Annotated in this window: 12 protein-coding genes; 3 read left to right on the forward strand and 9 right to left on the reverse strand. The window is 58.3% G+C overall.

The window, feature by feature from the left end:
• Positions 1-359 precede the first annotated feature (359 nt).
• Positions 360-893 (forward strand): protein-tyrosine phosphatase family protein, encoded by a 534-nt coding sequence (locus ACPOL_RS15815; protein ID WP_114207902.1) that lies wholly within the window; start codon positions 360-362, stop codon positions 891-893.
• A gap of 86 nt (positions 894-979) precedes the next feature.
• On the opposite strand, the gene ACPOL_RS15820 is transcribed toward ACPOL_RS15815, so the two are convergent.
• A complete protein-coding gene (locus ACPOL_RS15820; RefSeq protein WP_114207903.1) occupies positions 980-2,665 on the reverse strand; it encodes an MFS transporter in 1,686 nt (561 codons plus the stop codon).
• Between the two features lie 282 nt (positions 2,666-2,947).
• Here ACPOL_RS15820 and ACPOL_RS15825 point away from each other — a divergent pair, with 282 nt between their 5' ends.
• Positions 2,948-4,291, forward strand: a complete 1,344-nt coding sequence (locus ACPOL_RS15825; protein WP_236656825.1) for an NCS2 family permease — start codon at positions 2,948-2,950, stop codon at positions 4,289-4,291.
• A gap of 16 nt (positions 4,292-4,307) precedes the next feature.
• Here ACPOL_RS15825 and ACPOL_RS15830 read toward each other — a convergent pair whose 3' ends face one another.
• Together ACPOL_RS15830 and ACPOL_RS15835 are read right to left on the reverse strand one after the other, a co-directional pair.
• On the reverse strand, positions 4,308-5,207 hold the full coding sequence (locus ACPOL_RS15830; RefSeq protein WP_114207905.1) for an Fpg/Nei family DNA glycosylase: 900 nt from the start codon (positions 5,205-5,207) through the stop codon (positions 4,308-4,310).
• A gap of 102 nt (positions 5,208-5,309) precedes the next feature.
• Positions 5,310-6,710: a hypothetical protein gene (locus ACPOL_RS15835; RefSeq protein ID WP_114207906.1), complete on the reverse strand. Its 1,401-nt coding sequence runs from the start codon at positions 6,708-6,710 to the stop codon at positions 5,310-5,312.
• A gap of 300 nt (positions 6,711-7,010) precedes the next feature.
• On the opposite strand from ACPOL_RS15835, the gene ACPOL_RS15840 reads away from it, so the two are divergent.
• Complete coding sequence (locus tag ACPOL_RS15840; protein ID WP_114207907.1) at positions 7,011-9,212, forward strand: elongation factor G; 2,202 nt, start codon at positions 7,011-7,013, stop codon at positions 9,210-9,212.
• A 143-nt stretch (positions 9,213-9,355) separates the two neighbouring features.
• On the opposite strand, the gene ACPOL_RS15845 is transcribed toward ACPOL_RS15840, so the two are convergent.
• From ACPOL_RS15845 to ACPOL_RS15870, 6 genes are all read right to left on the reverse strand, one after another.
• Positions 9,356-9,790 (reverse strand): DNA-binding transcriptional response regulator, encoded by a 435-nt coding sequence (locus ACPOL_RS15845; protein ID WP_114207908.1) that lies wholly within the window; start codon positions 9,788-9,790, stop codon positions 9,356-9,358.
• An 85-nt stretch (positions 9,791-9,875) separates the two neighbouring features.
• Entirely contained in the window at positions 9,876-10,490 is a 615-nt protein-coding gene (locus ACPOL_RS15850; protein ID WP_114207909.1) for a DUF1697 domain-containing protein, read from the reverse strand.
• A gap of 227 nt (positions 10,491-10,717) precedes the next feature.
• Entirely contained in the window at positions 10,718-12,271 is a 1,554-nt protein-coding gene (locus ACPOL_RS15855; protein ID WP_114207910.1) for a B12-binding domain-containing radical SAM protein, read from the reverse strand.
• A gap of 215 nt (positions 12,272-12,486) precedes the next feature.
• Positions 12,487-13,290 carry a 3-oxoadipate enol-lactonase gene (pcaD, locus tag ACPOL_RS15860; protein WP_201758848.1) on the reverse strand — a complete coding sequence of 268 codons (804 nt, stop codon included), beginning with the start codon at positions 13,288-13,290 and terminating at the stop codon, positions 12,487-12,489.
• Positions 13,291-13,354: 64 nt separating this feature from the next.
• Complete coding sequence (locus ACPOL_RS15865; protein WP_114207911.1) at positions 13,355-14,299, reverse strand: cupin domain-containing protein; 945 nt, start codon at positions 14,297-14,299, stop codon at positions 13,355-13,357.
• A gap of 160 nt (positions 14,300-14,459) precedes the next feature.
• Positions 14,460-15,485 carry a LacI family DNA-binding transcriptional regulator gene (locus ACPOL_RS15870; protein ID WP_150133030.1) on the reverse strand — a complete coding sequence of 342 codons (1,026 nt, stop codon included), beginning with the start codon at positions 15,483-15,485 and terminating at the stop codon, positions 14,460-14,462.
• Positions 15,486-15,600: the final 115 nt, after the last annotated feature.

Consider the following 15,600-nt stretch of genomic DNA (forward strand, 5'->3'; position numbering starts at 1 on the left):
CAATCACCGTAGAATTTGCTGGCAGACGCCACATTGGCCTCTTCCATTTGGAAAAGGCCACCTAAGCTTATTCCTTCGGTCGGTAACCTATTGCAAATGCTCTAATGCAACTTGGCTGCCATGATGAAAGAGGGCCGGAGCCGGGTCTCCATTCGAGAGTATACCCTCTAAAATGCAGAGGATCGCAGGCCTTCAAGGCACCAGACACAGTGAGAACCAATTCGGGTGGCAGGCGGAATGAACCGTCTACGGAACTGTTTATCAATATAGTTACCAAGGATCATAGGGTAATATCCTATTTTCCGTAGGGCAAGATTGAGCGAAAGTTTCGTAAACTCGTTCTCAGCGGAGTAGATTTCATGATCGTTCCTTATTGGATCGACGCAACCGGTTTGGCCACTACCGAAGCGGGAACGCCCCCCCGGCTGGCAATCGTTCCATGCCCTCCTGGAGGAGAGCAGCTGCCTGCGTCGATCCAGTCACTCCACAATCAAGGGATTGACACTCTCGTCTCCTTGCTGCGGGCCGACGAAGGGCGGGTCCTCCGGCTCGAGGCGGAGGGTCGAGTCTGTCGCGAGCTGGGAGTGGACTATAAATGGCTGCCGGTTCAGGACCACTCCATCCCTGAGTCGATGGACGAATTCCGGCTGGTCGTTGAACAGATGCAGAACGACTTGAGAGCAGGTCGCGGCGTTGGCGCCCATTGTTATGCCGGCATTGGCCGTTCCTGCCTGTTAATGGCGTGCCTTCTTTGTAGTGAAGGGTTGACTCCGGAAGAGGCCTTTTCCCGGTTGAGCGCGGCCCGGGGGCTGCGAGTTCCCGACACCTGGTTGCAAATCCAATGGGTGGAGCACTTTGCCGAGTCTCTGGCGGGAAAGAGCAAGCAACCCTAGCAAGGGCAGTCCACTTAAGAAATACGTCGGGCGTAAGACCCGGCGCGAACAGACCCGCCCACAATGAGCGCCTCTAAAACTGCGAATCAGCTCGGATTTTTGGGTGGATTGCTGCCGGGATCTGGATTGGCCCGTTCCTTGGCGTAAATGGTATGAGTGATGCGCGGTGGCTCCGGGCCTTTGTGAAAGCTGACGACACGGTCGCGGATGGTGCGATCGGAGGCGGTGAAGCGTTCGCGTTGGCGGAGGTAGTCGATCCAGGATTCCATTACAAATGTCTCATTCAGATGTCGGGGGTCGTCGGCGTCCTGAAAAATACCCCAGCGCATCGCGCCATCGCGCAGGCGGACGTCACGAAGTTTATGGATGGCCTGGACGAAGTCGTTGTAGTCCTCGGGTTCGATGTAGTAGTCGAACATGATGCGAACCGGGCCGTCCGACATTTCCGGTTCCATGACCAGCTGTGGAACCAGGAACTTCGAGCGAAACGGCCGCAGGTCGGGCAGCTCGCCGTGGAGCACGTGCAGACGCAGGCTGAAGGGCAAGGTCAGCAACAAGCCTACGGCGGCAGTGGCGAGCGAGATTGGCGTCGAGGCATGCTCGGCGATCAGACCCCAGACCACGCTGCCGAGGGCCATGCCCCCGGAGAAGACCATTTGGTAGGTTCCGAGGGCGCGGGCCTGGACCCAACCCGGTGCGGAGACCTGCACCGCAAGGTTGAGCGTTGACATGGTGCTGGTCCAGGCAAAACCGGCCATCAGCAGAACCGGAATAATGACCAGCGGAAGACGAACGAAGGCGAGAATCATGAGCGTGAATACGAAGACGGCAGTAGAGACGGCAATAATCATGTCGGCCGAAAACTTCCGCCGGACGCGGGGAAGACTGGTGGCGCCGATCACCGCGCCTAGTCCCATGCTGCCGTTGAGGATTCCGTAGCCGAAGGCGCCCTGGTGCAGGTCGCGAGCGGCGACCACGGCAAGCAATGACCAGACCGCGCTGACGAAGACGGTAAAGATGAACGCCCGGCCGAGTGCCGCCTTCAATGGTGGCGCGTACTGGATGTAGCGAATGCCCGCGCGCATCGAGCCGTAGATTCGTTCCGCCGGAAGCGCGCTCTTGAAGATCGGATTTCGCTTCCATTGATAGAGGACCAGAATGACGCCGACGAAAGAAAGCGAGTTGAGCAGGAAGGTCCAACCCGCGCCGGTGATTGGATGGAGGAACGCGGCCACGGCGAGGCCGCCGAGGGCGGGCCCGAGCGCGCGGGCGAGGTTGAATCCAGCGCTGTTGAGCGCCACCGAGTCGGCGAGCTGTTCTCGGGGCACCAGCTCAGGCATGATCGCCTGCCAGGCGGGGCTGTTCATGGCCGTACCGATGTTCAGCAGGAAGGTGAGGATCAAAAGCACCCAGGGCGAGATGATGTTGAAGAAGGTGAGCACTGAAAGCAGACCGACGGCGGCCAGCATCCATGCCTGCCAGAAGAGCAGCAAGCGGCGTCGATCAAAGATGTCGGCAGTCGCCCCGGCGAGCAGGCCGAGGATGACGACGGGAAGGCTGGCCGCAGTCTGCATCAGCGCGATCAACAAGGGCGAGGTGGTAAGCACGGTCATCAGCCAGGTGCCGGCGGTGTCCTGCATCCAGCCGCCCAGGTTCGAGACCGTCGAGGCGATCCATAGCTTGCGAAAGAGCGGCGACTTGAGCGGCTCGAATCCAGTCGGGTGGGCTTCGGGGACCGGCGGCGGGATGGTAGGCGTGGTTGGAAGAGGCATGAAACAGCGTAACCAGCGCAGGTTCAGGGCAGAAGGACGATTGATGTCATGTGTCGGAGGCCGACCTTAGAAGGCTTTCTCTTCAGGTAAAAGCCTGCCGTGACGGACGCTTCGCCTTACAGTAGCGTACTTCTGCCGGAACAGGATTTTTTATCATGATACCTAGCAATGATGTATTTTCGTTTTAACCCCCTCCGAAACCGCCGGCGGTGCTGGCGTCGCAACCAGCGGTTCGCTCACCGTAATTTCTGATTTCAAAATTGCAACCGAGGTACTGGCCGCTTGCCTAATTCCCCACCCGCTACCATGCGCGACACGCTGATCGGGAGGATCGAGAACTACTTCGAGTTCTCCGTGCTCGGTACCAACTGGCGCACCGAGGTATTGGCCGGCTTCACGACGTTCATCACGATGGCGTACATCGTGGTGGTGAATCCGGCGATCCTGCACGAGGCGGGCATGCCCCTGGCCGCCGTTACCGCGGCGACCTGCCTGTCGGCGGCGATTGGCAGCATCCTGATGGGGGTAATGGCGCGCTACCCGATTGCGCTGGCGCCAGGTATGGGGCTCAATGCCTACTTCACCTATTCGGTCGTCAAAGGATTGGGAATCCCATGGCAGACGGCGCTGGGTGCAGTCTTTCTTTCGGGGGTGGTCTTCGTCCTGCTGACGGTCACCGGCCTTCGGCAAAAGATCCTGCGCAGCATTCCGCATGAACTTTATCCGGCTGTAGCTGGCGGCATCGGCTTGTTTATCGCCTTTATCGGGCTTAAGAACTCCGGCATTATTGTGGCGAACAGCTCAACGATGATTTCGCTCGGCAACGTGCGCAGCCCGGAGACGGCGCTGGCGCTCTTTGGCGTGCTGCTGGTGGCCGCGCTGCAGGTCTGGCAGGTGAGGGGAGGGATGCTGATCGGGATTGTCGGGACGGCGCTCAGCGGCTGGACGCTGGGGCTCGTTCATTGGCAACCGACCCCCTACAATCTCTCCGCCATTACGGCGACAGCCTTCAAGCTGGACCTGAGGGGAGCCTTGCGCTTCGGCATCTTCGAAATCGTCTTCATCTTTCTGTTTGTCGACCTTTTCGACAACCTGGGGACCCTGGTTGCGGTGACCAAGAAGGCGGGATTGATCGGCAGCGATCACGAGATTCCCCGCGTGGACCGGATTCTGCTGGCGGACGCGACCGCGACGATTTGCGGGTCGCTGGCAGGCACCAGCACGGTGACGAGCTACGTGGAAAGCGCTGCCGGAGTGGCTGCGGGCGGCCGCTCCGGAGTAACCGCGATCGTCACTGGACTCCTGTTCCTGGTGGCCTTGTTCGTCGCTCCGTTCCTGGGGGTCCTCCCCTCCGCGGCGACTGCTCCGGCGCTGATTGTGGTGGGCTCGCTGATGCTTTCGACGATTAGCGAAATTCCCTGGCAGGATCCGCTGGTCGCATTTCCGGCGTTTTTGACGCTGATCATGATCCCGCTGACCTACTCAATTGCAAGCGGACTGGGTTTCGGAATGATCGCGTATGCAGGATTGCGGTTGATCCGCGGACGCTTCCGCCGGGAAGATTGGCTTCTTTATGTGCTGGCGATTTTGTTTCTGCTGCGCTTTGTCTATATGGGAAAGGCTTGAGGCCGGGTTTCGAGCTTTATTTCCGCTTCAGTGCTTCGAGGGCGTCGAGAGTGCGCGGCCAGTCTGCTCCCAAGAGCCGGGACAAACTGCGGTCGGCAAGGACTTTCCCGGCGGTTTGGCATTGTGCGCAGTAGTTGGTTTCGTTGTCCGCGTAGCGAATTCGTTGGATCGGTTGGCCGCATCTTGGGCAAGGCTCTCCAAATCGGCCGTGGACGGCCATGTCCTTGCGGAAGGCTGTGACTTTTTCCGGGAAGGCGGTCTGGGCTTCGGAGCGCAGGCGCTCAATCCATAGGCGAAGGGTCTGGCGGGTTGCGGCGAAGAGCCCCTCCCACTCCTCCGGCTTCAGCTTGTGAGTGAAGGCGATCGGCGATAGCTTTGCCGCATGCAGGATCTCGTCGGAGTAAGCATTGCCGATTCCACTCAACAGGCGCGGATCGGTAAGCGCGCGTTTGAGGGTGTGGTTCTCGGTGGAGAGCGCTGCGCGGAACGAGTCGAGATCGCTGGAGAGTACATCGATGCCACCCGGATCGAGCGCCTGAAGCGCCTCGGTGCTGCCGACCACGTGGAGCGAGGCGCGGCGTTTAGAGCCGGCCTCGGTGAGCACGAGCGAGCCATTCGGGAAATCGAAGGCGGCGAGGTTCTGACGCCCAGCGAGTTTTGCACCTCTGGCTCGCCAGTGCAACCGTCCGGCGATCATCAGGTGAAGCACGAGCCATAGATCGCCATCGACGCCGATGGCGATGCGCTTGCCCAGCCGCCGCAGCTCGTGCACGACTCGGCCTTCCGCGGAAGAAATCGGCGGCTGCGCGGTCCTGAGCAGAAATGCGCTGGCGATGCGAACCTGTTCGAGTGGCTGACCGACGATACGCGGCTCGAGAGCGCTGAGGTAGGCGGAAATATCTGGCAGTTCCGGCATGTCGGCAACGATTTCACCGTTACTATACCTCGCGGCGCGAAACTCCGGGTCTGAAGCTGGCTGGCTTCAAGACCCGGCGCGTTGCGGAAGGACGAGTTAGTCCTAGTCTCCGGCCGCGAGTGGTGCCGGAATTGGAACGATCACAGCGGCTGCGGGCACGACGGCGATCGTCTGGCCGTAGACCTCCCAGCTGGAGTGCAGGATCGGACGGACCGCGACCGGCTCCCGCAGGGTGCGGATGTAGATTTTGTCGTAGATGTAGAGCAGCACGGCCGCTTGAAACAAGGCGATGCCCCGGGCGTCGAAGAGCAGGTTCCATCCAAACCAGAACAGAATCCAAAAGCACACCCATGGATAGAGAACAATGCCGATCGTCTTCCCGGACTTGAAGCAGTACCAGGCGTAACCAGCCAGCATGCCAATGGCGAAGGTGTAGACCGGCGTCCACCAGCCGAGATCCGAATAGAGATAGCCAAAGACACCAGCCCAATTGAAACTGTGGTTGAGGCCGGCTTCCTCGAGCGCCGGAAATTCGGAGGTCCAAAGCCCGAAGGAGGTTGGAAGCTGCAGGGTGTGGCGCAGGCCGGCAAATCTCCCATTCTGTAGCAGGAAGGCGAACACGTAGGCTCCGCGGCCCTCATAGGCGCTATGAAGGGAACCGTCCACGAAAGCCGCCAAGCGGTTGAAGGAGACGATTGTATAGCCAAGCATGCTGGTCACAAAGGCATCGAAGTGAGACGCGCCTCGAGCGAACTGCAAGGCAAGGAACGAACCAATCACCGCTCCGGCAGAGATCAGCGTAGTGACTATGAGTTTGCCGGGTCGCGCATCGGATGCCCTGGTCTTCAAGAAGAGGGCGGTGATGCTGAGGCCGGCGATATAGGGCATAAGGTTGGTCCGATCGACAGTGGCGAGGCAAGTGAATAGATCGATGAGACAGCAGATGATAAAGAGGACGTTGAAAGCCCTCTTTGAAGCCTTGCGGAGATTCAATTGACTGGCGCGATACCAGGCCCACCAGAGGACGCCGGTCAACAAGAACAACGATGCGCCCCATCGTCCGTTGGCGTCCGGTCCGTTGGCTGCGGAAATATGTGCTTGCTTCATGACGTTGCCTTGCTGAGAGAGCAGCAGGCTGATGAAGTTGAACTTCGCTCCGATCAGGAGCATATAGAAAAAACAAGCTGAACCGGTGACGAAAAGAGGTTTGGCCAAGTAGGACAGGGGTGAGCTGGTGCGAAGCTTGATTTTCTCAAGGGATCCTCTCGGGCCCTGGAAGCCGAGGATACTGACCGCCTTGACACCCGCGAGAAATGCGATGAGGCACAGGATGAAGTACACCAGGGCCCCGGGGTTGAGGTACATCAGATCGGGCTCGCGGATGTAGTGGGTGTACAGACTCGGAGGAAATACCCATGCGAAGAGAAACAGGAGAAAAGGCGGGATTGCCAAAGCATAAGGGGAGAGTCCATTACGGACGATGGACGACTTCAGAGTGGCCACGGCGTTGTACTTCCTTTGGGAGGAGTACCGACCGTTTCAACGAGTGAGCAGGCGCAAGTTGATCAATGCAGTGCAACAGCGGTCTGATTCATCAATCTGAGTGTTGATAGGACTGATAGTAACCTGAATTGCTTTCGCGGTGGTTCCCGACTGCGGAGTTTTCATGCTGCTTCGTCCCATTTCGGGAGGCTCTCGCTCGCTTTCCTCTGGACTGCCCCGTGTGCTATGCTTCACGTCTTTCAGGGAATCTCCTTGGCGCGGGCGTGGGTCGTTGGTTCGAGCGCTGACGTGGGAGGCTGGATGAACATCTTCTCCGGAACCAATATTCGCAACATTGCGGTCACGGGACACTCGCACTGCGGCAAGACCACGCTTATCTCAGCGATGCTGGCGACCGCCGGGGCGGTTTCTGCCCTCGGTCGCGTTGAGGATGGGACAGCGGTAACGGCCTACGACGAGGAAGAGATTTCGCGCCACATGACGCTCTCAAACGCGGTTGCGTGGTGCGAATGGAACGGCGTCAAGGTGAACTGCATCGATACGCCCGGGTTCAGCATGTTCGTGCATGAAGCCAAGGCGGCGATGCTGCCGGTGGAGTCAGCGGTAGTGCTGGTTGACGCGTGCGCCGGGGTTGAGCCGATGACGACCCGCGTGTGGGGCTATGCGGAGGAGTTCTCTCTGCCGCGCATCCTGGTCGTCAATAAGCTCGACCGCGACACAGGGAAGAGGGCGAGCAGCGGCAGCGACTGTCTGGACGAAGCCCTGGCGCTGCTCGACGGGCTGAGAAATTCGTTTGGCCGCAATGTTGTTCCAGTGCAATTACCGATCGGCATGGGCGGCGCCGGTTCAGGTGCCCCATTTACCGGGGTGATCGATCTGGTCTCGATGAAGGCTTTCCTTTACCCGGCCGGCGGCAACGGGAAGGGCACACTGGGAGAGATTCCTCCTGAGTTGCTGGAAACTGCCAAGTCTGCTCATGAGGCATTGGTGGAGTTGGTCGCTGAGGGAAAGGATGAGCTCATGGAAGAGTTCTTCGCCGAGGGGACGATCCCGGAAGAGCATCTGATCTCCGCCTTGCATGAAGCGATTCGCGAAGACCGTATCTTTCCCGTGTTGTTCACTGCAGCACTACCAAATATTGGCACCGACCGGCTGCTGGAATTTCTGCGTGTGTATGCGCCGGCGCCGGTGGAGCGCGCACCCATCGCGGCACGGTCGAACGCCAGTCAATCCAGGACGGTCGGGAATGGTCATGCGTCCAATGAGTGGACCAACGCGGTGACCGAGATGGTCACTCGACCAGTTGCGGATGATCAGCCGCTTTCGCTTTATATCTTCAAAACCATCTCCGATCCTTTCGCCGGCCATATTTCGTTCTTCAAGGTATTTTCCGGAGTGGTTCGCAACGATGCGGCCATTCAGAACTACAACCGGAACACCATCGAAAGATTTGGGCACCTGGCGATCATGGAAGGCAAAGTGGCTACCAGCGTCACTGAACTTCATGCCGGCGATATCGGCGCCGTCGCCAAGCTGAAATCCACCTTCACTGGCGACACGCTGGGCGACAAAGCGCACGCGATCTTCTTCGAACCGGCGGCGCTTCCCGAGCCGGCGATCGCGTTTGCCATTGAACCGAAGACCCGCGCCGACGAAGACAAACTCGCCACCGGTTTGCACCGGCTCATGGAAGAAGACACCTTAATCCGGTTCTATCGCGATCCGCAGACGCATGAATTCCTGATTGCCGGCACCGGTCAGCAGCATATTGAAGTGGTCGTCTCGAAGCTACGGAAGCGCTACCACACTGAGGTGACGCTGCAAGCGCCGAAGGTACCGTATCGAGAGACGATTCGCGCTGCCGTCGAGGCGCGAGGACGACATAAGAAACAGTCCGGCGGCCATGGCCAGTTCGGCGATTGCGTCATTCGCATCGAGCCGCTTCCGCGCGGCGCCGGCTTCGAATTTGTCAACGACATCTTCGGCGGCGCAGTTCCGAAAAACTACATTCCAGCCATTGAAAAGGGCATTCAAGAGGCAGCCTTGCGCGGCTACCTTGCCGGGTACCCGGTGGTCGACTTCCGAGTCATTCTCAAGGACGGTTCCTACCATGACGTGGACTCAAACGAACTCAGCTTCCGCATGGCGGGCAGGATCGCCTTTCGCAAGTGCATCGAGCAGGCCCGGGCGGCGATCATCGAGCCAATCATGCGGGGGGAAATCGACGCTCCGGAAGTGGCAGCCGGCGTATTGATGGGCGATTTGAATGGGCGCCGCGGCAAGGTGCAGGGAATGGAATCACGCGCCGGCGCTCTGACGCTTCGAGCCGAGGTGCCGATGGCGGAGATGTTGACCTATGGAGCCGATCTCACCGCGATGACCCAAGGACTGGGGAGCTTCCACATGGAGCTGGATCACTACGAGTGCGTTCCGGCCGCGCAGCAAGAAAAGATCATAGCGGCTTCAACCCAGCGACTTCATGCCGATGAGGAGGATGAATAGCAGAAGTAGAAATGGCCTATGGCCAGGAATCAGTCGCCAGAATTCAGTCGTCAGAAATCAGTTCTGCGGCCTTATGGAAAGGCTATCTGGTTAGGGTTTCGCATTGCAGTGACCGGAGAGCAAGCTAGAGACGGGCGAGCAGGTCACTTGTTCTGGCCTCTAATTCGGTCGCGTCTGCTTTGCGTTGTGCGGGCCAACTGCTCCTCCTGCTTTTCGATTTCTGCGACTTCCTCGGGCTGTAGGGTGCGAAGGGTCTCGAGCAGAACTCTGGGATCAAAACTTTCCAGATGATAGTCGGCCCCTTCACAGACGCTGCCCCGCGGACCGGAGATGGCCACCACCCGTATTCTGGGCTGCAATTCCTTGAGGCGGTCAATCAGCTCGTCGCAAGGGACACCATGGATATCTGCATCCATGACAACGCCGTGGATGGCTGGGAATGCGGCCAGTGTCTCTACGGCCTCCTCGGCGGAGTAGGCGGTGATCACATTGAACTTCGCGGTCTCTATGACGAGCTTGCGGGTGGAGATACTGCCGGGGAATTCGCGATCCAGGACGAGAAAACATGGCCTCAACATAGTAGACAGGCTAGCATCCCTCTACGCTGCGGGCGAGTTCTAGCGCAGAATTACCGCCGGCTTTCTCCTGTAGCGCCGTGGCGGCTCAACTCCCCAGAAGCTCAAACAGCTTGGCTACAGTGTCCCAGTTCCGAGCCGTGCTGATGGTTTTCAGCTTCGAATCGAAGTATGCGTTCGTCAGCTTAGTCTTCGCCATGGTGTTAGCCAGGTTGACGTAAATGTCTCGACCTGCCACCACGAAGGTATCGGGCGCCGACCGAGTGGCATCCAGGGACGCCAATGCTGAGTCGGCCGGAGTGTCTCTCAGGAAATAGACATGAAGGCTTCTTGTCTCGCGATCTTTTGAGTCCAAGGGATTCTTGGCCGACGCCATGGAATTGTTGGCCGAGTAGAAGGGATTGTTGGCGAGAACGGTCCCCAATTCTTTTCGTGTCCTCAAAACGACGGGAATGCGAAAGCCCCAGCGAGCTTCTATCTTGCGGCTGATATCGGCGCTTAGTTCCGATTCGTTACTAGCAGTGCCGGTAAACAGAACGTTGCCACTCTGGATGAACGTGCTGACGCCGGTATAACCCAACTGCTCGAAGAGAGTGACCAGCTCTGGCATCGGAATTCTATTCTTGGCGCCGAGGTTGATTCCTCTCAGCAGGGCAACGTACCTCTGGGGGCTTGCCGCTTTACTTTTGGAGGATTCGACCATGGGCGACTCCGATCCAAACGTCTTCGACCTGCCGGTCTCGTCGTTCAGCGGTCGGCTTGCTGACGTTCGGATTGTAGTCTATCGAGGATCCATCAGCACCAGGGCCCGTCAGCAGCAAGCATTCCTGGATTCAGAATCCATGACGCGTCGAAAGCTTGACATGTCGAGCCCAGCAATTCAAGAAGGCGTTGCCATGCCACCGCAGGAAAGGGAAAGCATAATCGCTCCTAACTCAAGGAGACCAATCCGACGCCTAACGACTTCGGCTTCGGCTCCCAGGTGGGGCCGACCAACTCTGGCATCGGCTTTGCCTGAAAGATCTTTCGCGTCTGCCGGGCCATCCATCGTGCCGAACTCTTCGCCTTCTGACGGCGGGCGCTATCGGAGGAAATTCCGGTGCTTGCATACATCTGGCGATAAAGTTTGGAGAGCAGCACGAATGCTACTCGTGCCCGGAGTGTCGGAGTGCAGGCCGAGCGCTTCCAGACCGAACTCCAATCATAAAAGCGGTCCCATACGGCTTGCGTCCGCTCACGGATTTCTTCCGAACTCATCGACGGATGAGGAGTGAACATCTTTGGTCGAATGTGCGGAGGGATGAGCCAGTAGCGGGTGATCGGCGTTCCCTCGACCAGTGTCGGATCGGCGGCCTGCTCTTTTTCCCAACGAAGGAAATCGACGGTTCCAGGAAACGGAGTCATCATGACGAACTGCGCAAAGGTGACACCCGCCTTGAGCGCCATGTCTACGGTCGCCTGGAAGGTGCCCGGCTGGTCGGTGGGCAGACCGAAGATAAACGATCCGAGCACGTGTACTCCGTGCTTTTTGAAGGTTTGAAGCTGATTGGCCAGGTCATCGCCAGAGTAATTGAAGTCTTTGAATACCGACTTTAGTCCCTCCGGGGTCACTGCCTCAACGCCGACGAGAGCACCTTTGATATTTGCTTTACGCATCGCGTCCAGATAGTCCGTGTCCTCGGCTGCTTCCATGGTGATTTGAGTGAAGAAGACCATATCTTTCGGAAGCTTGGCGAGTTCCGTCATTAAAGCGAAACGCTCATCGCGAACCTGCTGCAGCGATTCCAACTTGATAAGGTCGTTTTGCTGGCGAGCGAGGCGGAGATCGGTGAGGGTGACGGGGTAGAAATTATCATCGGCCAGGGCAATGAAGCGAAAGCCTTTGCGGCGCAGGTCGACAATTTCATCGACCACGCTTTGATAGCCGCGCTGCCGCGGCTTCTGTCCATCGGTGCGCCAGACAGAGCAGAAGGAGCAATGCTTGGGGCAGCCGCGAATCGTCTGCACGGAGGCCCACATATACTTACCGGCATCCATCAGATCCCATCGGGCGGCAAGGAACTGGTCGCCCTCGATTTTGCCGCCGTCATAAATGCGTCTGGGATTGCCGGCGAGACATTCATTAACAACTTTTCCCCAAACGACATCCCCATCGCCTTTGACCACGCAATCGGCGGAACCGCGCTCGAAGGGCTCCTCGGGAAAGAGGGTGGCGTGGATGCCGCCGTAGACGACGATGGCTCCGCGTTCTTTCGCCAGACGGCCGACCTCGTACCCGCGGAGGGCATTTCCGGTATGAACGCTGATACCGACGATGTCACCGAGCTTGATGGTTGCGGGATCGATTTGTTCGATGGATTCATCGACAAGGATCGGATCCCCAACATGGCGCGGGGTAGCCGCAGCGAGTACGAAGAGCCACCGCGGCGTTATGACGGCAGTACCGAAGGAATTGTCACTTGGATTGACGAGGTGCACACTCATGGATGGGCCGGTTTACCTTCTCTGCGCTCGCGCGCATTGCACCTGGACGGACGGCGCATCTCAACTAGAGCCTCAATACCTATACAAAACTGTGCAATAAGAGACAGACACGCCGTCGATTGTCGATGGGAATGTGTGCCCTGATCATACAGGCTTCTCAGGAAAATGCTCTGGGATTAAGAAGAAGGCTGACAGGGCGACTATCTGGAGGGTGATTAAGCCGTTTGATCCGGCAGCAGAAACTGCAGCAATGCGGAGTTAAAAGCCGGCGCAGCTTCTACATTCGAGAGGTGGGCGGCAGCCAGTTCGACATAGCTGGCACCAGGGATGTTTTCGGCAAGGTACTTCCCCTCCGCGGGAGGAGTCACGGCGTCATCAGCGCCGGAGATGATCAGGGTAGGTCCTTGTATATTGCGTACATCTTCACGCAGGTCCATGTCGCGGATGGCAGCGCATCCAGCGACGTACCCTTCCGGGTCGGTGGCCAGAAACATCGTGCGGATGCGGGCCACTGTCTCGGGCGCTCGCTTTTGGAAATCTGCGGTGAACCAACGATCGAGCACTAAAGGAATCGCCGCCGCGACGCCGCTTTGACGGACCAGATTGATGCGCGCGTTCCAACTCTGCTCGGTGCCGATCTTTGCGGCAGTGTTCGATAGAACAAGTTTCTGAATGCGCCGGGGAGCATTGATCCCGAGCCATTGGCCGACAGTTCCACCCATGGAAAGGCCACAAAAAGAACAGCTTTGGACCTCGAGCGCATCGAGCAGACCCAGGACATCTCGCCCGGTTTGCTCGATGCTGTAAGGGCCGGGTGGCACGGATGACTGGCCATGGCCACGCTGGTCATAGCGCAACAACCGTAAATGATTTGCCAATCCGGAGACTTGCTCATCCCACATCGTCAGATTGGTTCCCAGACCATTCGAGAGCAGCAAGACCGGAAGGCCCTCCTCGCCATCCCAGCGGAAGAGGATGCGAACGTCTGGGAGATCAAGGAAAGCTTCGGTCGCGCTCACAAAGTAACTCCTCTCATGGTTGCAAAGCACCATCGGGCGCAACAAGACTGCAAAGAAGTTGCCGCTAGTCTTCGTGGTAGAACTGAATGTCCAGTGTTCGTAGATAGGTGTGCAGGCCGGCATCCTGAATCGGCATAACGAAGGCGTCTTCACTCGATTCGTTGACATGTTCATGCCACAGTCCTGGTGGCGTCACGAACGCAGAACCAGTCATCCAATCGACCCGAATGGGATCCTTAATCGTGCCGTCAGCGTCGATCTCCGGGCCGACGAGGGTGTACACACCCGGCTGCGCCTTAACGACAAAATCGAGGGCCACGGACTGATGGCGGTGAGGCAGCTGTCGCGTCCCGGGAGCGATGGTCCCGAACATCGTCCACAGGGTGTGGGTGATGGTCATCGTTTGCTCGAATTGCTTATTTGCCAGCAGCACACTCACCCGGCTGCGCGTGGACGCCGCCGGGTCGTTGCAGGCCGCGTCGAGCTCGGCCATCACGGATTCCCTTGTATAGAGCGTCGGCGCGAACCGAGGATGCGACTGCCGGGCCCCCAGGTAAGAGAAGAGCGGAGAATCGTTCACCATATAAAGGGCAGCTTCATCGACCGCAAAGTGAGTAGCTTCAATGGCCGGCAGGGCAAGAAAGTCTCCAGCCTTCCATTCAATGGAGCCTTCGGAGGTCTCTGAGTACCCTTTGCCGCGAATGACGAAGTAGAATTCGCTGCTGGCGGTACTATGCGTCTTCAAGCGATCGCCGGCCTCAATGCGAAGGAAATGGGCAAGCAGGCTTGGCCCGGTCGCCGGATACGGGGTGTGCAGGTCGGCGCTCAGATCGAGCGGAACGATCCGGCTTGGTCCGGATGAGTAAAGATCTGCCGAGAACTTCTTGATCGGGATGCGGGGAGTAGCGCCGGACTCGATCGGATTGGCTGCCTTGCTGTACTCGAAGATTTGAGCATTCTGGGCCAGCGAGGCAGGGGAAATCTGGGACACTTCTGTGGCGAGAGTCATAAACATCTCCTCCACGCCAGTGTAAACCTGAAGCAATGTCTCCGGGACGTGACCGGATGCGGTTTGAAGTTCACTCCTGGTTCAGGTATCGCTTCGCGGAGCTTCTCGAAGGCGGACTACCTAACTTCTCTCATTCGAAGATCGCCGAGGCTCGGACCCCTTAGGGCATCCTGGTCTCGACATTGCACCCGCACGACTGCCGGATGACAAGCTCGACCGGCAGGACAACTTGCTCTTTCGAGCGAGCCACCTTCTTTCGGGCTAACTGCTCGAACAATAGTTCGGCCGCGACGCGCCCCAGCTCTTGAGCGGGATGACGGACAACGGTGATCGCTGGAACGAAGATATCGGCCATATCGAAATCGTCAAAGCCAATGATGGCGACATCGTCAGAGATCTTGATTTTCAGCTGTGAAAAGGCATGAAGCGCATTCCGGGTAACCAGATTATTGCCCAGGAAGAATGCTGTGGGCGGCTGTCGCCCAGAGATCGCTTTTCGGATGAGGATACAGGTTTCTTCCATGGTGCGGCAGGTGAAGTGCTCACTGGGCGTGAGGCCGGCCTCGCACATAGCGCTCGCATAGCCCCGGTAACGCTCGTTGAGCGTGTAGAGCTTTTCCGATAGGCCGAGAAACTGGATCACCTTGTGTCCATGATCGAGGAGATGCTTGACGGCGGCATGCGACCCGGACCGGTTTTCGACCAGGACGCTGGAAAAGCGTTGCCCCTCGATGGGACGGTCGAGCATGACGATACGGGTCGTACGGAACTCAGGGCGATGCAACTGATTTTTGCCCATGGCTGCGGGGATTACCGCCAGTCCCGCGACACGGTTGAGAACCATCAAGGTAGCCTCGGTGAACTCGAACTGCGCATCCTCATCGGATGTCGCCACGGTCACCGTATAATCGCGCTGCTTTGCGACCAGGCTGATCGCGTGCGCGCAGGTGGCGAAGAAAGGGTCGTAGAAGTTCGGTACGATGATTCCGATCGAATTCGATCTGGCCTGGCGCAGCGAACGGGCAAAGGGATTCGGGCGATAGTTCAGCTTCTTGATGGCCTGCTGAACCCGTTCCCTGGTCTGCGGACTTACAGGCGCACTGTTATTCAGAACGCGAGAGACGGTCATGGTGCCGACTCCGGCGAGTCTGGCGACATCGAGCATTCTCGCCTTGCCTGCTAGCAATTTTCACCTTCCAAGGAGCAATCCATACTAACTCGGATCTCCTTGGCGCCACCCAAAGCTGACGAAACATTTTCTTGACAAGCCTCGCTGCGATTGCTTATCGTCATCCCCACTC

Origin of the sequence: Acidisarcina polymorpha (assembly GCF_003330725.1) — a bacterium.
Classification (GTDB): domain Bacteria; phylum Acidobacteriota; class Terriglobia; order Terriglobales; family Acidobacteriaceae; genus Acidisarcina; species Acidisarcina polymorpha.